Genomic DNA, 19,153 nt, shown 5'->3' with positions numbered 1-19,153 from the left:
CTACCCCTTTCTTGAATATTGATTAGCAAAACCTAAGGCTTGTTCCAAAGCATATGCTACATTAAATACCGTTTGTTCTTCAAATAAACGTCCCATTAAATTAACTGCTATTGGCATTCCTTCACTAAAACCTGAAGGTAATGATAAACTTGGTGTTCCTGCAAAATTTCCTAACGCTAAATGATTTTCTAAAATGATGTATTCATCAGATAAACGATCATCATTAGCATCATCTAATTTAGGAGCAACACTACCTCCATTAGGTGTTAAAATAATATCATAATCTTGATAAATTTTATTTAATTCTGCTACAATCAAACGTCTTACACGTTGTGCTTTTCTAAACATTTTTTCTTGATTTTCAGTTGCTAAAGCAAGATTTCCTAAAATAAAACGACGTTTTATGTGAGCTCCAAAACCATCTGTACGAGAATTGATCATTACTTCATCAGTTGAATTACCAGGTTGACGATCACCATATTTAATTCCATCTAAACATGAATGGTTACTTGTTGCCTCACTATTTGCAATAATTGTATATGTAGGTAAAATAGCTCTAGCTAAATGATTTGGAATTTCTACTTCCTCTACAATTGCTCCTAATTGTTTAAATGTATTAACAACATGAACAAAATTATTTTTTATATCTTCATTTCTAATTTCATCACTTACTGTTTTTAAAACAGCAATTTTAATTCCTTTAATATCACTATTTAAGTCTTTTAAATAATGTGGTACAGGACGATTACTTGATGTCATATCACGATCATCACGACCTGCTAAAGCTTCAGTAACAATTGCCATGTCACGAACATTACGAGTAAAAGCTCCAACATGATCTAAGCTTGATGCATAAGGAATGACTCCAAAGCGTGAGATTCTTCCCCATGTTGGTTTAAAACCAACAATTCCACAAAAACCAGCCGGTTTACGAATTGAATCGCCAGTATCACTACCTAAGGCAAATGGCACAAGACCACATCCTACAAGAGCAGCACTTCCTCCAGATGATCCTCCAGCAATTCTACTTGAATCCCATGGGTTAAACACCGGTCCTGTTAAAGCTGACTTATTTGTTCCACCCATTGCTAATTCATCCATACTAGCTTTACCAACTAAACTAATTCCTTGATTATATAATTTTTCTACAACAGTAGCATTATATACTGGAACATAATCTTCTAACATCTTACTAGATGCAGTAGTTTTAATGCCTTTGGTATTATAGTTATCTTTAAATACTGCAGGTATCCCTTTTAAAAGCTCATCTTCTTTTACATCTAGCTCTTTAATATTTTTTAAAGCTTCATCTTTAGTAATTGTTACAAAAGCATTTAATCTTTCTTGTTGTAAAGTTGCTTCTTCAAATAATTCTTCATAATATTTATTTAAATCTATCTCTTTATTAATAATTAAATTATGTAATTCTTCAATTGAATATACTTCCATTATCCCACCACCTTTGGTACCTTAATTTGATTTTCTTGAACACTTTTAGCATTAGCTAATGCATCTTCTAAACTTATTACATCAACTGGATTATCTTCACGTAAAAAGCTTGTTTCAATTTCATAAGGGTATGCTAATGGTTCAACTCCTGTTGTATCGATTTTTTCCAACACAGATACATGATTCATAAAAATATCATATTCTTCTACAAGTTCAGGCATTTCTTCATCACTAATATTAAACATAGTTTTTAACCCTAACTTCTTTAACATTTCTTCTTTACTTTCCATAATTTTCTCCTAATATAATAAACTACTTTTAGCCTCTTCGCCTTTATTTCTAATAATAATTGCTTCTAATTTATCTTGTGAATATACTAATACTTTTACATCAAAGCCAGTAAATTGACTATCGACTTCATCTGCTGCTGTAGAAACTAAATAAATTAGTTCTTCATATGTTTTTACATTGACATTTAAATTAATATTCATTGATTGAATAGTATTATCTTTATAACGACCATATCCAATTACTCCAACTGCTTCAGTAGAAGCCTTTTTCATATTGCTTTTAAATATTTCAAATTGCGAAGCAACTTCTTCATCAGCTAAAGTCGCTTCTTCACTAGAAAACATATAATTATGATAATTTAAAGTTTCAGTATTTCCAACACTACCATCACAATAACTCTTTAAAATATATCGACCATTAATTGTACTTTCATTAGTATTTGTTGCATAATAAACACAAATATTAGCAGGAACATCTTTCAAATCCTTTTTTGTTTGTAAATATTCATAAAGCTTACTAATCGTTTGACGACCATATTCTTCAACTATTTGATCATCCATAGAAGTTGTTAAACGTGAATTATCTTCATTACGAGGATCAAGTACAATTGCAAGTGAAATACCACTTATTACATATTCATCGCCTTTTCTTAAATAATAATCTTGTTCATGAACAGTAGAAACCATAATTGGATTTTGAATGCCTCCTACTGACTCACCTCTTTGAACCTGTAAAGTATATGGATATTCTTTAGGATCACTGGAACGTCTTAGTAATTTATCCATATCTTCATTTTTTAAATATTGTCCAGATGACATATAATAATCATCTGTTGAAAAATGTTCTGTCGATAAAACTTGTAACTCTCTACCTATTGTTTGAAAATCACTAGTTTGTCCAAAAGAAGTATAATAATTATCACGATTTAAATTTGTATTAAAATTAACTACTCGATAAAAAGTATCATCTAAACTATCAGTAGTCGAAACATCATTTGCAGTTTGATTTTCAACTTTCTCTTTTGCATCATGACATCCTGTAAGTAACAAAGCAAAAATTAATAAAATAGTCATTTTCTTCATCTTACAATTCCTCCTTGTACTAGTGCATTATAACATTATTTTTACTACTTAACCATCTCAAATAAAGTTTCTTCATCAATTATCTTAACATTTAAGCTTTGCGCCTTTATTAATTTACTCCCTGCATTTTCTCCAGCTAATAAATAATTTGTTTTTTTAGATACTGATCCCGAAACTTTACCACCATGCTTTTCAATTATATCACTTGCTTCTTTTCTTGACAAAGTAGGGAGCGTTCCTGTAACAACAAAAGTCATTCCATCAAAACGATCATCACTATCTTGATCTTCAATGATTTTCATATTTACACCATAATTTTTAAGCTTATCGATTACTATGCGATTATCAGGATTTTTAAAATAATTAATAATTGCCATAGCACTAATATCACCAATATCATTTACTTCAATTAATTGAGCATAACTAGCATTCATTAAATTATCAATACTTTTAAATTTTTTCATTAAATTCTTTGCAGCTGATTTTCCTACATTACTAATTCCTAAACTTGTAAGTAACTTACTAGCATCATTATTCTTACTCTTTTCAATTGCATTTAATAAATTATCAGTACTTTTAACTAAACCAATAACTTTTTTATCTAATAGTTCCTGACGTTTACCAATCAAACTATAAATATCACTTAAATCTTTAATATATCCTAAAGATACTAAAGTCTCCACATACGCTAAACCAAAACCTTTAATATCCATTGCATCTCTTCCTACAAAATTAACAATATTTCTAACCAATTTACTTGGACAACTATGATTAGTACATTTTATATCCGCATTATTTCCTTCACGAATTGCAGGAGCGTTGCAGACTGGACAGCGATCACCGATTACATAAGGAACACTATTGGTTGGTCGTTTTTCTTTGACTACACGTTTAACTTTAGGAATAATTTCGCCAGATTTATAAACCACAATCGTATCACCAATACGAATATCTAAATCATCAATAAAATCTTGATTATGTAAGGTAGCTCTTGATACTGTTGTTCCACATAAGCGAATTGGTTCAAAAATAGCAGTTGGTGTAATTCTACCTGTTCTTCCTACTGAAAGTTCGATTTCTAATAGTTTAGTTTCTTTTTCTTCAGGAGGATATTTATAAGCAATTGCCCAGCGCGGAACCTTAGCAGTATTTCCTAATTTTCTACGATCTTCAAAATTATCTATTTTTACTACTGCACCATCAATATCATATTTTAATTTATCGCGGTTTTCACCAATTTCTTCAATTGCTTGCCAAACTTCATCAGCAGTTTTACATATTTTATAATTTTCAATAACTTTAATTCCTTGTTTTTTTAAATACTCATAACCTTCGCTATGACTAACAAATTGTTTACCACGGACATCTTGAATATTAAAAACAAACATTGATAAATTTCTTTCTTTTGTAATTTTACTATCCAATTGTCTAAGTGTTCCTGCTGCACAATTACGTGGATTAGCAAATGTTTTTTTACCTTTTATTTCTTGCATTTCATTTACTTGATTAAATGCTTCATTAGTCATATAAACTTCACCACGAACCTCTAAATATTCAATTGGTTCCTTTAATTTTTTCTTAACATCTTTTATAACTTTAGCATTAGCTGTAACATCTTCACCTTGTAAAATTCCATCACCACGAGTTATTGCAACATCTAATTTACCATTTACATATCTTAATGCAAGTGATAATCCATCTATTTTATATTCTACAACAAATGTTGGATCATCAAGCTGTTCTTGCATATCTTTAACAAATTGTTCTACCTCTTCTTTAGAAAACACGTCTTGAAGTGATAACATTGGTACATTATGTCTTACAAGAACTCCGGCTTCACGTTTAGCTTCACCACCTACTTTTTGAGTTGGTGAATCTTCTGTTATATATTCTGGATGTTTTTTTTCTAAAGCTTTTAATTCTTGCATCATCATATCATATTCATAATCGCTTATTTCTGGATCATCTTGATTATAATAGCGATCATTATGATACATAATTTTTTGTTTTAGTTCATTATATCTATTTAAATCACTCATCTTTTCACTCCTAATCCATAATATTATACCAAAATCAAATTGACTATAAAACAAAAATATATATTTTATCAAAAAACCGACAGTTTGACGGTTTTTTACAATTTATAAAATCAATTAACTTATTTAGATTAAAAATAAAATTTATATTGTCTTTAAATAGTTTACGATAATCTATCAAAAAAGGGAATTAGTTTTATATTAACTAGTTCCCTTTAATACTATTAATCTTTTTCTTTTTTTCTAAGTATTGCAAATCCTGCAACAGATAATAATGTAATTCCTACTAATGTTTCTACTAGTGCTTGATCACCTGTTTTTACACTTGCAGTTGTATCACCATTATTTACTGGTGTTTTTACAGTATTATCAATCGGTGTACTTGCTGTGTTATCTACTGATGTTGTTGTATTTGCTTCTAAGCTATTGATTGCTTTTTCTAATACATCTTTTGCACTATTTACTTCTTCTTGTGTTGCATTTGGATTTTCATATACTGCTTTTGCTGTTAATAAAGCATTTTCTACTACAGCATATGATGCTTTTGTATAGTTTGCACTGTCCAATCCTTCTGCTTGATTGATCAACTCTTCTAATAAACTCTTATCTGGAATTAATCTTAAGTTCAAGAATGCTTTTACTAATTCTTCATATGCACTGTTTACTTCTGGTTGCATTGCATTTTCATCGTTGTATACAGCATTTGCTTCATTTAATTCTGTTTCAAATGTTGCCCATGTATCTGTTGAATATTTACTTGAATCTAATCCACTAACTTTATCGATAAATGCTTTTAATGCTGTTTTATCTCCTTGTTTAAAGTCTAACATATGCATTGCACTTGCAAGACGATCAAATGCTGCGTTTACTTCTGCCTGTGTTGCACTTGTATCATTGTAAATTGCATTAGCTTCATCTCTAGCCGCAATGAATTCATCAACTACTGCTTGTACAACATTAGCTAAATCTTCATCAGTAATTGCATTTGCTAGATCAATTGCAATCTTTAATGCTGTTTTATCACTATCAACAACCACTTTTTTAAAATTAGCTACATAATTTGCATCAGATGATACAGTGAATTTATATTCTGCATCCATGCTAACTACTTCACCATTTAATGTCCAGTTTACAAATTCGTATCTTTCATTTGGTTTAGCAGTTAATGTTACTTCATCACCTTGTACATAACTATCTTTTTCAGGTGTGATTGTTACAGTTCCCATTGTTTCATCATTACTTGTTGCATTTATTTGATATGTTGTTACTTTATCAAAGCGCACGTAATCAAGATTGAAGTTTCCTGGGTTTACATCACCTTCGCTACGAATTTTAATCGTATTTTTACCAGCCTCTAATTCAACATTTGCAATTGTAACTTCGTTCCAATCACCATTTTTATTACTGTCACCCCATGTAGGAGTTACTTGAATTTCAAAATCATTTTCTTTTTCATCGTTAATATATAATGCTCCAGTTCTTGGAGTGTCATCATATATAGATGAACCTTTTTTACCGCATCCAGCGTTTACTACTAAGTTATAAGTTCCAGCTTCTTTAATATCCACAGTAAATTCAACGTAGTTTCCTACATCTTTCCATCCTGCTACATATCCGCTACCAGAATATCCTTTCCATTCTGTATCTACTCTTAAACGGTTATTTGCTGAATCTGTGATACCTTCTCCATCTTCTAATTCAAAGATATCACCTGGATTAATTTCTGGTAATTTTGGTACGAAATTGAACCAATCAACATCACATTTAAAATCGCTATTTTCTAAAGCAGTAAATTCTAAGTAAATTGGACTTACAGTAACGTCTGTATCTTTTGATGATATTTCATAAGTAGTCCATTCATCATTAGCTGGGATATCCATTGTAGCTAAAATCTTATCACCGACACCACTTTCATATACTGTAAGTTTTCCACCAGTACTGCTCTTTAAGCGAATTTTTATTCCACCTTTATTTTCACCTTTAACTTCATTAAATCCAAACCATGCACCATCAGTAGTAGTAGAAAGTACTTTTTCACCACTAGCTACTTGATCTTCAGTGATTTCAAACCCTTCATAACTATTTGCATTTTCAGCTTCGATTTGACTAAATGCATCAACAGAACGATCGATTTTATTAAATGTAAGTGAATCTAAATTATAATTTCCTGGATTCCTATCACCTTCAGCAACAAATTTAAATGTATTGACACCTTCACTCATTGACACATTTTCAATTGTATATTTCTTCCATACCCCTTGTTTTACGCCATTGACTGTTTCGCCCCATTTTTCAGTTACTTCAAATTCAAAATCCTTTAATTTTTGACCATTTAGATACATTGTACCTTGACGTGGACTATTATCATATTTAGGATCATTTTTCTTTCCATTGTTAACATTTAAAACTAGATTGTAATCTCCTGCTTGTTGTACATCAACAGTAAATTCAAGTGCATCCCCTTCTGCTTTAAATCCTTTAGCAAATCCTGTTCCTGTATAACCTTTCCATTCAGTATCAACAGTAAGACTATCACCACTTACTGGTAATAAAGTTGCATCTTCTAATTCATAAACATCACCATCATTAATTTCTTGTGGTGGAAGACTTTCATCTTCTTCACCTAATTCAGGTTCTTTTTGTACAACTTCTAATAATTTAACATTGATTTCTTTACCAGTATCTTTAGTTTTTACATATACAATGTTATTTTCACTATCTAACCAATATGCTTCTGTAGTTGCATTATACTCATCTAATGAATTAACACGACTAATATCACTACCGTTAATAGTAACATTTCCTAATGATTCAATATGATTGAATTTTAAATTGTAAGATCTATCTACAGGTGTATATACATCTGCATTTCCATTTACTCGTTCATTGATTTTAAAATCAATTTCACTACCATTTTCTATACAATCATATGTTGTAGTAGTGTAAGCATTTTGGGTAATATATTCACGAGTTTGACCATCATCTTCATATAATGTAAAGCTACTTTCACCTTTAGCATAAATATCTAATGTAAGTGGATCTAATGGTTTTTCATCAGCGTAGTCAACTTCAGGTCCCATTGGAATAATTGCTCCAGCTTTGACAAATACTGGAATTTCATCCAATTTAGCAGCTACTCTAATTGTTTTTCCATTTTCGCCACCTTCATAGCGTTCACCTGTATAATAATTATACCATGTTGTTTTAGGTGGTAACCAAACTGAAACAACTGTATCTTTAGTATCAGCAGCAGGTGCTACTAAGAAATAATCACCATAATAATATTGTTCATTTAAATCCCATGCATCTGGATTATATTGGCTATCATCTTCAAGTAGCATTGCACGCATGATTGGTACACCTTGACTATATCCTTGCCATGCTAAAGAGTATGTATATGGATATAATGCATAACGAATCTTTAAATTTTCTCTTAAAGTTTCTTGAGCTGTTTCACTGTAAGTCCATGGTTCACGTCCATCATGACCGTGAGTACGCATAATTCCATTCCATGCTCCAAATTCAGATACCCAGCGTGTATATAATTCATCACTTGGGCGTTTCATGAATCCACCTAAATCATGTGAACTTGCCCAATATCCAATTAAACCAGAATCAATACTAAATCCAATTTGATTAGTCAATTCCTGTGAAGTTGGATTAATATCGCCAGACCATGCAGTTGCATAATGTTGTCCAGCATAACTTCCACGAGTTATAAACATTGGACGACTTTGATCGGTATATTCTTGCCATGCTTCATAAGCACCTTTAGATGAGAATGTTGGAGCTGTATTGCTTCCTAATACATCAAATTCATCTGGCCAGAACCAATCACCATATCCAGTTGTAATAACGCTATCCATGTAAGATTTTACCCATCTTGCTTCATTTTCTGGTTTGTATAATTCAGCTCCCCCAGAAGCTTCAGGTGTTCCTGCGTTGTTATGTAAACCTACTCTAAAGCCAAGTGCATCGGCTTCTTTAAACATTGCATCGATATCTGGGAACTTTGTCTTATCATTGTTCCACATTTGTTTTCCCCATTTTTGACCGGCACCTGTTTGATTTCCCCCATTATCAGCAACGTCACCGCGCCATCCATAGTCAAAAACATAACAGTCAGCTGGATAATCTTCGTCTCTTAAACGATGAATCCATTCTAAAAATTCTGCTTGAGTCGCATTATCATTACCATATTTAGATAACATGAAACCATGAGCCCATTTTCCATATAATTCCATTCTACCAGTAATTTCAGCATACTCATTTAAAATAGTTTTAAAATCAGGTCCATACATAAAATAATAATCTAAATAATTTTTAGTTTGGAATCCTCCACCATGTTTATAGAATGCAGTATCTTTTTCAATTGTATTTAAGAAAATACCATATCCTACTGTACTCATGAAAAATGGAGCTATAACTCGACCATGAGACATAGAAAATTCAGAAAAATCTTGATCATAACGATTTAAATTACTTCTTCTACCATGATCACCTGAACCAAATCCAAAAATCCCCCCAGCATTTGTACTACCTTCAGTCTTTTTAACTCCTCTAACTCCTAAATCATTCCAGTACATCCCTTGATCATCAGAGTCTTTACTAATTAAATTTCCATCTAAATCATACATTCCGATTCTAAATGGATTTTTTTGTACTCTAATTTCAATTTGATCAGTTAAAATTTGAATATAGTCCCCTTTATCTTCAATTGTTTTATTTACTAATGGCCATTCATTTTTTTGTACCATATAGTATTGTGGGTCTTCAGGACGATATCCATCATTACCATTTAATGACAATTGAACTCTGAGCGTTCTTGCTGTACATAATTCAACTTTCACTTGGGCATTATCTACATTAAAGATAATAACATTTCCATCATCACTGTTATTAAAATCAGTGTAATTTCCAATTTCATTTTCACTTGCAGCCATAACTTCTAAACTTGTAGTCGAAGCAAAAAACGTCGACATACATACAGCTATTGCAAGTATCAAACTTAGACATTTCTTTAATCTTTTCATTGCCTTTCTCCTTTCCTATTTTAAAATTATTCTTTATAAAGTATGTTAACGACCCACTATTATAATAACAAATAATTGTAAGTGGTTACAATTTATAAATTTTGTAATTTTTTTACAAAAATCGTACACATTATTTTCAAAAAATGAAAAAAGCACTCTCTTGAGTGCTAATTAGTTAATTTTTTCGATGCCTTATATTCTACCATTAATGTTTTTACAGATAATTCAAAAGCAATACTATTAACCTTAGATCGTTACATTTTCATTTGTAATTATTATAATTGTTTACTTTATCACCTACTAATAGATTTGTCATATTTATCATCTGTCATTAAATTACCTGATTCCTTAACAAAATTATCCATAATCTTATCCCAATCATCAGCGATATAATATTTTTTATTTTCTTCTAAAAACTCAGTAGTTATATCATTTCCCTCAGAATCTAATATTTTAACATCATATCTATCGCCAATAAATGCATATTCTAAAAGTTCTCTTCCCATAGGATATGACTTTCCAATGTCACTAGAATTATATAATCTAACTATCAAAATTAAAGATAGTATTTGAAGTACAATTAAAAAAATTATAACTTTCGTTTTAAAAGATTTTAAATTGATTTTTTTTAAAAACATAATTATCCCCTATTTCTAAAAATAAAATGTTAAAATACTAGTTTATAACTAATACTTTCTTTGTCATAATAAATTCCCATGCCACTATTATTTCCAAATTGTTCATCATAAACACGAATACTAAAATTAGAATATGTTACTTTTCTTGAATCATTTAAAATTGTTTTAGTGTATTTTATTTCTATATCATTTACATTTCCAGAAGTTAATGAACCATTATGAATATACGGTGTTCCAGTACGTGTATATTTCCCAATTCCATCATTGAACCAACATGTAGCTCGTATATATCCACCAAATTCATTTGATGTTGGACGCCCATTATATTTTAAAATTTTGTAAATATGAGGAGTTGTTCTTGTAACCCCACTAGAAACTCTAGTAGATATATTTCTTATTTCATTTTCATCTTTTACAATAAGAGTATAATCTCCATATGCAAATTCATTAATAATCTCCTGCCTATTTTTACCCAAATTATTTGAAATAAATTCATCAGTAATATTGTTATCTGAATTATCAAAAATACTTATATTATCTGTATTTTTTGAAAAAATAATATCAAGATATTTATTAATATTCGGATAATTTTTAACATCAGTATCATAAAGTTGCTCTGCAATTATATTTTGATTATATGCATCAACTGCTATTTGCATATTAATAACTGATAATGCTACAACTAAAACGCATAAAAAAACTTTTTTTATATCTGTATCCTTTCCTAATATTATGAGATATATACGTATCCACATTCAACTCCTCTCCCATATATAATTTATCTCTATACATAAAGTTTAATAATTATTAAACTTTATACCCAACTTTTATATACTTCCTTGACAATTAAATTATACTGAAATAATCAATTATTATCAAATATTTTCATAAACAATTCATCCTCAAAAAATAGTAAATCGTCCTATGTTTAATAATATACTTTTTTTCCATAAATTTATATGTTATAATAAGAGTTTCAATAAATAATATAATAAATGAAATCATTTCAAAAAATATCTATCATATATATTAAATAACAATTAAATATTCACAGCATAATCCGATTTTATTAAATAAAAAACAATTTCTATAAAACTAAATGGTATAAAAGCTTAGTTCTTATAATCTCTATTTTCTTAGCTATAATTGATTCATGTTTTCAATATTTTATATTTAATATACTCTTTTTTAATTAAATACGAATCATACGAGTATAAAGAATATATGACAAATTAGATACTTAAAAAATTCATAGGAATAAAATTATATAATGAATGATACAATTGATAAAAATAGTAATTTTTTATATTTTTATCTACATTATTTTAGCCTTATAGTTTTATTTTTTGATAATTCTAAACTTCTATCAAATTAAAAAAGCACTCTTTTGAGTGCTAATTAGTTAATTTTTTCAATGCCTTGTGTCCTGCCATTAATGTTTTTAATCCTGCTGGTAATTCAAAGGCAATATCAAGTGTATTACCATTAACCTTAACAACAACACCTTTTCCAAATGTATCATGCATGACAAAATCACCTGATGCCCAATCACTGACTTGATTATTTCCTATTAATTCATCTTTACTTAAATTAGTGTTAATATAATTAGAAGTTTTAAAGCGAGGTCTTGTGCCTATATGTTTTATTCCTTCTTTACCAATTTCTTCAACAAAACGACTTGATATTTTAGGAGAATCAGTAACAAAACTAAACCCTTCACTATCAGTTAGATAAAGCTGTTTTTTAGCTCTAGTAAAAGCAACATATGCTAATCTTCGTTCTTCTTCAATACCTTCATCAGATTCGCTTAATGCTCTAAAACTTGGAAAAATTCCTTCTGATAAACCAAGTACAAATACATAATCAAATTCTAAACCTTTTGCCATATGAATTGTCATTAAACTTACATATTGACTATCATCATTGTCATCACTATCAGTATATAACGCAATTTCTTGTAAGTAATTTTCAATTGTAGCAAGATCAGGATTTTGACTTTCAAATTCATAAATTGATCGCTGTAACTCATGAATGTTATCAATACGATTTTCTTCTAAATTTTTATTTAACATTTCAATATAACCAATATCATTCATTAGATTTTCAAACATCTCATGTAAAGGTAAATTAGATTGTTTAGCTTTTTCTATAGCAGCTACTAATATTCTAATTTCTTTTTTGGCTTTTGAAGATAACTTTATTTGATCACTAAATAATGTTAAAGCTTCATATAAACTAACATTATTATTTCTAGCAACAGCTTGAATATTTTCTATTGTTTTTTTACCAATTCCACGACTTGGTACATTAATTATTCGTTCAAATGCTAAATCTTCACTATTACAAACTAATTGTAAATAACTTAATGCATCTTTAATTTCTTTACGACTAAAGAATTTCAATCCTCCAAAAATACGATAATCAATACCATGAGAAATTAAACATTGTTCAATTGTTCGTGATAAATAATTTGCACGATATAAAATCGCAAAATTACGATAATTTACACCATCAACATCATTAATTATTTTTTCAATTTCACTACAGATATACTCTGCTTCATCTTGTTCATTTTTAGCAGTGTAATGAATAACTTCACCACCACCAGTAGCTTCAGTAAACAATTCTTTTTCTAAACGATTTTTATTTTTTCTAATTAAACAGTTAGATATATTTAAAATATTTCCTGTTGAACGATAATTTTGATTTAAAACAATTGTTTTACATGGTTTAAAATCTTTATCAAAATCCAAAATATAGTTAACATTAGCACCTCTAAATGAATAAATTGTTTGATCAGGATCTCCAACAACACATGTAATTGCTTTATCTGACATTAATTTAACTAAACGATATTCAATATTACCAACATCTTGAAACTCATCAACATGAATATATTGAAAGCGATATTGCCATTTTTCTAATACATCAGGATAGTTTTCAAAAATATATACCGTTTTTAATAACAAATCATCAAAATCTAATAAAAAATGATTTTCTTGATATTCTAAGTATTCTTTATAAACTTTTGCTTTTTTTATTTCTCCTTGAAATGAACCAGCAAATTCTAATGCTTTTTCTGGTGTAATGTTTGCCATTTTATAATTAGAAATAGTTGCAATCATGCTTTTTATACTAATTGTTTTTGCATCAATTTGTAATTGATTATAGATTTTTTTAATTAATGCTTTTTGATCTTCTTCATCCATAATAGTAAAATTACTAGGATAATTGATTACATTAATATGTTGTCTTAAAATTCTTACACATAATGAATGAATCGTACAAATCAATGAACCTAAAGCATGAACACCCAATAAATCAACAACTCTTTCTTTCATTTCATTAGCTGCTTTATTAGTAAAAGTTATCGCTAAAATTTTTCTTGGATCAACCCCAATTTCATCGATCAAATATGCTATTCGATATGTAATAACACGTGTTTTACCAGAACCCGCACCGGCTATTATTCTTAAATGACTATCAAGATAAGTAGCTGCTTCTTTTTGATTTTTATTTAATAATTTATCTAAATCCATCTAATCACCACCATTAAATCATTATAACTCATGTAAATTCAAAAAGATACTAAAAAGCTGTTGAGCTTTATTTATTTTTTCAACAGCTTTTTAACTCAAAATTTATGTGAACGTCCAACTAAATCATTAATATCATCAATTCCTAGTTGTTCAACTAATACTTCTAAATCTTCAATTATTTTTTTACAAGCATATGGATCAATTAAATTTTGGCATCCAATTGCTACAGCACTGGCACCCGCTGACATCATTTCAATTACATCACGAGCACTTTGAATTCCCCCCATTCCAATTACAGGAATCTTGACTGCTTGACTTACCTGATAAACCATTCTTAAAGCAACTGGGAAAATTGCTGGTCCTGAGTATCCTCCAGTTTTATTAGCAATAATTGGTTTTCCTGTTTTAAAATCAAAACGCATTCCTACTAGGGTATTAATCATTGTAATTCCATCAGCTCCAGCTTCTTCAACAACTTTTGCCATTGCTACAATATCAGTAACATTTGGTGATAATTTTACGTAAACTGGAACTTTAGAAACTTCTTTAACACGGCGAGTTAAATCTGCAGCCATTTCTGGATTAGTTCCAAATTGAATTCCACCGCTATGTACATTTGGACAAGAAATATTTAATTCTAAAGCCCCAACCATATCATGATTAGATAAACGTTTTGCTGTTTCTACATAATCTTCTGGTGCACTACCCCCGATATTAGCAATTACTTTATCATTATATAAAGGTCTTAGTTTTTCTAATTCTTCATTCATTACTGCATCGACCCCAGGATTTTGAAGACCAATTGCATTTAATAAACCACTAGGGCCTTCTGCAATTCTAGGTAATGGATTTCCATAACGTGGTTCTAATGTTGTTCCTTTTAACATTATTGAACCTAAAATATTAATATCATAAAATTTAGAAAATTCATATCCAAATCCAAAAGTTCCACTAGCAGGAATAATTGGATTTTTCATCTCTAAACCAGGTAAAAATACTTTTAAATTAGCCATTTACAATCACCTCTTCACTATATAAAATTGGTCCTTCAACACAAATACGTTTATATGGTTTGGTTTTAACTTTGCATGAACATCCCATACACGCTCCAAAACCACATCCCATTCTTGCTTCAAAAGATAATTGTCCATTTTCTGGATAATTTAATGCTAAAGCATCTAACATTGGTTCTGGTCCACAACTATAATAATTATCAAATTCTATTTGTTCATTTTTAATAACATCAATAACTGTTCCCTTTGTTCCTAAACTTCCATCCATTGTTGCAACATAAACATTTGAAAATTCTGCAAATTTTTCTTGATAAAAAACATCAGCTGCACTATTAAATCCTAAAACAGTAGTTACTTCAATACCTTGTTCTTTTAATTTTTTACCTAAATTATATAAAGGAGGAGTTCCTAAACCACCACCAATTAATAAAGCTTTACCATCTTTGATTGTAAATCCATTTCCAAGTCCAATTAGACAATCAAGCATACTACCAATTTCTTTATTCTTTAAAATTTCAGTTCCTTCACCAACAACTTTAAATACAATTGTAATATGATTATCATCATAATCACTAATTGACATTGGTCTTCGTAAATATGGTTGTAGACTATCATTTATTTTAATATTAATAAACTGTCCAGGAGCACTAATATATTTAGCTCCTTTACCTTCTAAAACCATTTCATAAACATCATTTGCAATATTTTTAATACTAATTATTTTCATTATTCCCTGTAAATTAGCCATAATATTTCCTCCTATATCTCACTAACTACACCATCTAAAACATGATATTTTAATACCCCATAACACTTAGTATCTAAAAATGGTGTATTAATCGATTTAGACTTAATATTATCTTTAGTTATTGTATATTCTTCATCAAGATCAAAAATTACAAAATTAGCCATTTTTCCAACTTCTAAATCATGATCAATTCCAATGATCTTAGCAGGATTTAATGACATACAAGTAAGGACTTTTTCTAAAGAAATTAACCCTTTTTTTACAATATATGTATACATTAAGCTAAAAGCATGTTGATTACCAATAATTCCAAAAGGAGCTTTATCAATTGGTTTATTTTTTTCTTCAATTGCATGAGGTGCATGATCAGTAGCAATAACTGTCACTACATCATCATTTATTCCTTTAATTAATGCTTCTAAATCAGCTTTACTTCTTAAAGGTGGATTCATTTTATAATTAGGATTTAAATCTTTAATATTTTCATCAGTTAAAATCAAGTGATGTGGACAAGCTTCACCACTTACTAATTTATTAGTTTCTCTAGCTTTAGCTAGAGCCAATACAGTTTCTTTAGTAGAGATATGACAAATATGATAACGATTTTTAATCTCATCTGCTAATTTTAGATCACGAATTGCATGATTATATTCAGAAGCATTATTAATTCCCACTAAATCATGTTCTTTTGCATAATTTCCTTCATTGATACAAGCACCAGGCTGCAATTCACTCTCATCTTCGCAATGAGCTACAATAATTGAGTCAATTGCTTTTACTTCTTTCATTGCTTTTTCCATCATCTCTTTTGATTGAACACCTCTACCATCATCAGAGAATCCAACAACTATTTTTTCTTCATTATTAGCTTTAAAATCAACTAATTCTAATCCTCTTAATTCTTTAGTAATTGCGCTATATGTATAAGTATGCACTTTAGCATCTTTTTCTACTCGGTTAGTAAAATCCTTAATCGTTTCAACATCATCCATACAAGGAATTGTATTAGCCATTGCAACTAAATGAGTATAACCACCATATTTTGCAGAATTAGTACCTGTTGCAATTGTCTCTTTATGTTCAAAACCTGGTTCTCTTAAATGAACATGTAAATCAACAAATCCTGCAGTTAATAATTTTCCTTTTAAATCAATTACTTTATCAGCAACATCAATATTTTCATCTATCTCAATTATTTTTTTTCCTTCAATTAATACATCTAATTTTTGTAATCTACCATGATAAAACACATTACCATTTTTAAATAATATTTTAGTCATTATTCAATACCTTGTTTAATAATGCCATTCTTACAAATACCCCATTTTTCATCTGTTTAAAAATACGACTCTTATCACATTCAACAATATCATCAGCAATTTCAACATTACGATTAAATGGAGCAGGATGCATTATTATTGCCCTTTCTTTCATTTTATTAACTCTTTCTTGATTTAAACCATACAATTTATGATATTCTTCTTTAGATAATTTCATTAGATTTTGGTGACGTTCATGTTGTACTCTCAAAAGCATCACAATATCCACTTCAGGTAAAATTGAATCAAAATCTACATAATTATAACCTGGTTCTTCAAATTCACGAGGACCACTTGTATATACTTCCATGCCAAGTCGTTGCATTATTTCAAAATTACTATGAGCAACTCGAGAATGAATTATATCACCAACAATAACAATTTTTAATCCTTCAAAGTGACCAAATTCTTCGCGAATAGTCATTAAATCCAGTAACGATTGACTAGGATGATTACCTGTTCCATCACCACCACTTACTACTGGAATACTAACTTTTCCAATTAAATCATCAAAATAATTTTCTTTTGGATGACGAATTACTACAGCATCACATCCTATCGATTCAAAAAACTTTACTGTATCATAAAGTGTTTCTCCCTTTTGCACACTAGAATTACCTGCCTCAAAATTCTGAGTACGACATCCTAAATTATATGCTGCTTTATCAAAACTATAATGGGTTCTAGTAGAAGGTTCAAAAAATAAGTTTGCCACTACTTTTTTTCCGTGATAATCAACTTTTTTTCCATTTTTAAACTCTTCAGCCTCATCTAAAATTTGATTAATATCTGCAATTGAAAAATCTTTTAATGTAAATATATTCATCTTTTTCCTCCATAAAAAATACCTCTAACGAGGTATAATTGGGAAATAATATTTATTATACCCAGTTGACGTATTTTCTTTCTTTAAACATCATATCAAATATCATTAATTTTGACAATTCTTTTAAATAACAATAATTTATAGAAGTTTCTTTTGTAATGCTTCCTCTACACAAGGTGGTACTAAACCAGTAACACGACGATTATGACTAACCATCTCTTTAACGGCTGATGATGAAATAAATGAATGTGACGGTCTAGTCATTAAAAAAACCATATCAACTTCTTTATCTAAATATTGATTAGAAAAAGCTAATTGTAATTCATATTCAAAATCCATTGTCGCTCGAATTCCTCTTACAAGTATACTTGATCCAACATCTTTAGCATATTCAACTGATAATTTATTAGACGAATCAATAATTACATTTCCAAATTGTTTACATGAACGTCTTAATAATTCTTTTCTTTCATCAATTGTAAATAAGCCAACTTTATTTGGATTAATACATATAGTTACATACAAAGTATCAAACATTCTACTAGCACGTTCAATTATATCTAAATGTCCATTAGTTACAGGATCAAATGTTCCTGCATATACTGCAATATTTTTTTTCATATTCTTACTCCTGATATTTAAAAACGTTTAACGCTGTAATGCCATAGTCATTTTTTTTAATTAAATTCAATTGCTCAAATGGTTTAAAAACAACTTCTTTTAATTCTTCTACCATAACAATACAATCATTATTCAACATTTTATTTTCAATCAAAAATTCTAATATTCCATCAACTAATCCTTTACCATATGGTGGATCCAACAACACTAAATCAAATTTAATCTTTTCCTCATTAAATCTTTTTAATGCTTTTCGATAATCTAATTTAAACACTCTTGCATTTTCAATGTTTAAAGCATTAAGATTTTCTTTAATAATTTGAAAAGCTGCATATTGATTATCTACACTATAAAGAAAATCACAACCTCTTGATAATGCCTCAATGCCAAGACCACCACTTCCAGCAAACAAATCTAATACATTGCCTCCTTCAAAATAAGGTCCAATTATATTAAACATATTTTCTTTATTACGATCAGTTGTTGGTCGTGTTAAGTTTGATTTAACACTTTTTAATTGTCTACTTTTATATTTTCCTGCAATTACTCTCATAACTC

General features: G+C 29.2%; 14 protein-coding genes. All 14 read right to left on the bottom strand.

What is annotated here, in order from left to right; genetic code table 11:
* The 14 genes from gatA to rsmD all read right to left on the bottom strand — a co-directional run bounded on the left by gatA (nucleotide 1) and on the right by rsmD (nucleotide 19,148).
* Complete coding sequence (gene gatA / locus NQ543_RS03040; RefSeq protein ID WP_004610226.1) at nucleotides 1–1,449, bottom strand: Asp-tRNA(Asn)/Glu-tRNA(Gln) amidotransferase subunit GatA; 1,449 nt, start codon at nucleotides 1,447–1,449, stop codon at nucleotides 1–3.
* Complete coding sequence (gatC, locus tag NQ543_RS03035) at nucleotides 1,449–1,739, bottom strand: Asp-tRNA(Asn)/Glu-tRNA(Gln) amidotransferase subunit GatC (RefSeq protein WP_004610225.1); 291 nt, start codon at nucleotides 1,737–1,739, stop codon at nucleotides 1,449–1,451. Before gatC ends, gatA begins: the two co-directional genes overlap by 1 nt.
* Before the next feature lie 9 nt (nucleotides 1,740–1,748).
* Nucleotides 1,749–2,822: a CamS family sex pheromone protein gene (locus NQ543_RS03030; RefSeq protein ID WP_004610224.1), complete on the bottom strand. Its 1,074-nt coding sequence runs from the start codon at nucleotides 2,820–2,822 to the stop codon at nucleotides 1,749–1,751.
* A gap of 44 nt (nucleotides 2,823–2,866) precedes the next feature.
* A complete protein-coding gene (gene ligA / locus NQ543_RS03025; protein WP_039904468.1) occupies nucleotides 2,867–4,861 on the bottom strand; it encodes an NAD-dependent DNA ligase LigA in 1,995 nt (664 codons plus the stop codon).
* Between the two features lie 221 nt (nucleotides 4,862–5,082).
* Nucleotides 5,083–9,891 (bottom strand): TIM-barrel domain-containing protein, encoded by a 4,809-nt coding sequence (locus tag NQ543_RS03020; protein ID WP_004610222.1) that lies wholly within the window; start codon nucleotides 9,889–9,891, stop codon nucleotides 5,083–5,085.
* 293 nt (nucleotides 9,892–10,184) lie between these two features.
* On the bottom strand, nucleotides 10,185–10,529 hold the full coding sequence (locus NQ543_RS03015) for a hypothetical protein (protein ID WP_004610221.1): 345 nt from the start codon (nucleotides 10,527–10,529) through the stop codon (nucleotides 10,185–10,187).
* Nucleotides 10,530–10,558: 29 nt separating this feature from the next.
* Nucleotides 10,559–11,284 (bottom strand): hypothetical protein, encoded by a 726-nt coding sequence (locus tag NQ543_RS03010; RefSeq protein ID WP_004610220.1) that lies wholly within the window; start codon nucleotides 11,282–11,284, stop codon nucleotides 10,559–10,561.
* A 639-nt stretch (nucleotides 11,285–11,923) separates the two neighbouring features.
* Nucleotides 11,924–14,068, bottom strand: coding sequence for an ATP-dependent helicase (locus NQ543_RS03005; RefSeq protein WP_004610219.1), 2,145 nt, complete (start codon nucleotides 14,066–14,068; stop codon nucleotides 11,924–11,926).
* A gap of 95 nt (nucleotides 14,069–14,163) precedes the next feature.
* Entirely contained in the window at nucleotides 14,164–15,081 is a 918-nt protein-coding gene (locus tag NQ543_RS03000) for a dihydroorotate dehydrogenase (protein ID WP_004610218.1), read from the bottom strand.
* Complete coding sequence (locus NQ543_RS02995) at nucleotides 15,074–15,829, bottom strand: dihydroorotate dehydrogenase electron transfer subunit (RefSeq protein WP_004610217.1); 756 nt, start codon at nucleotides 15,827–15,829, stop codon at nucleotides 15,074–15,076. The genes NQ543_RS03000 and NQ543_RS02995 overlap by 8 nt, the downstream gene beginning before the upstream one ends.
* 11 nt (nucleotides 15,830–15,840) lie before the next feature.
* Complete coding sequence (locus tag NQ543_RS02990) at nucleotides 15,841–17,109, bottom strand: dihydroorotase (RefSeq protein ID WP_004610216.1); 1,269 nt, start codon at nucleotides 17,107–17,109, stop codon at nucleotides 15,841–15,843.
* Entirely contained in the window at nucleotides 17,102–17,974 is an 873-nt protein-coding gene (locus NQ543_RS02985) for an aspartate carbamoyltransferase catalytic subunit (protein WP_004610215.1), read from the bottom strand. Before NQ543_RS02985 ends, NQ543_RS02990 begins: the two co-directional genes overlap by 8 nt.
* A 138-nt stretch (nucleotides 17,975–18,112) precedes the next feature.
* A complete protein-coding gene (gene coaD / locus NQ543_RS02980; protein WP_004610214.1) occupies nucleotides 18,113–18,595 on the bottom strand; it encodes a pantetheine-phosphate adenylyltransferase in 483 nt (160 codons plus the stop codon).
* Between the two features lie 4 nt (nucleotides 18,596–18,599).
* The gene (rsmD, locus tag NQ543_RS02975) at nucleotides 18,600–19,148 is read right to left on the bottom strand and encodes a 16S rRNA (guanine(966)-N(2))-methyltransferase RsmD (RefSeq protein WP_004610213.1); all 549 of its coding nucleotides are present in this window, start codon (nucleotides 19,146–19,148) and stop codon (nucleotides 18,600–18,602) included.
* Nucleotides 19,149–19,153: the final 5 nt, after the last annotated feature.

Origin of the sequence: Thomasclavelia spiroformis DSM 1552 (assembly GCF_025149465.1) — a bacterium.
GTDB lineage: Bacteria > Bacillota_I > Bacilli_A > Erysipelotrichales > Coprobacillaceae > Thomasclavelia > Thomasclavelia spiroformis.
Note: the sequence above shows the minus strand (reverse complement) of the source record. Positions and strands in the feature narration are given on the sequence as shown.

Bases quoted from the DNA above. Each gene is read 5' to 3' on its own strand.
- gatA (WP_004610226.1), bottom strand. From the start codon at position 1,449: ATGGAAGTATATTCAATTGAAGAATTACATAATTTAATTATTAATAAA.
- gatC (WP_004610225.1), bottom strand. From the start codon at position 1,739: ATGGAAAGTAAAGAAGAAATGTTAAAGAAGTTAGGGTTAAAAACTATG.
- NQ543_RS03030 (WP_004610224.1), bottom strand. From the start codon at position 2,822: ATGAAGAAAATGACTATTTTATTAATTTTTGCTTTGTTACTTACAGGA.
- ligA (WP_039904468.1), bottom strand. From the start codon at position 4,861: ATGAGTGATTTAAATAGATATAATGAACTAAAACAAAAAATTATGTAT.
- NQ543_RS03020 (WP_004610222.1), bottom strand. From the start codon at position 9,891: ATGAAAAGATTAAAGAAATGTCTAAGTTTGATACTTGCAATAGCTGTA.
- NQ543_RS03015 (WP_004610221.1), bottom strand. From the start codon at position 10,529: ATGTTTTTAAAAAAAATCAATTTAAAATCTTTTAAAACGAAAGTTATA.
- NQ543_RS03010 (WP_004610220.1), bottom strand. From the start codon at position 11,284: ATGTGGATACGTATATATCTCATAATATTAGGAAAGGATACAGATATA.
- NQ543_RS03005 (WP_004610219.1), bottom strand. From the start codon at position 14,068: ATGGATTTAGATAAATTATTAAATAAAAATCAAAAAGAAGCAGCTACT.
- NQ543_RS03000 (WP_004610218.1), bottom strand. From the start codon at position 15,081: ATGGCTAATTTAAAAGTATTTTTACCTGGTTTAGAGATGAAAAATCCA.
- NQ543_RS02995 (WP_004610217.1), bottom strand. From the start codon at position 15,829: ATGGCTAATTTACAGGGAATAATGAAAATAATTAGTATTAAAAATATT.
- NQ543_RS02990 (WP_004610216.1), bottom strand. From the start codon at position 17,109: ATGACTAAAATATTATTTAAAAATGGTAATGTGTTTTATCATGGTAGA.
- NQ543_RS02985 (WP_004610215.1), bottom strand. From the start codon at position 17,974: ATGAATATATTTACATTAAAAGATTTTTCAATTGCAGATATTAATCAA.
- coaD (WP_004610214.1), bottom strand. From the start codon at position 18,595: ATGAAAAAAAATATTGCAGTATATGCAGGAACATTTGATCCTGTAACT.
- rsmD (WP_004610213.1), bottom strand. From the start codon at position 19,148: ATGAGAGTAATTGCAGGAAAATATAAAAGTAGACAATTAAAAAGTGTT.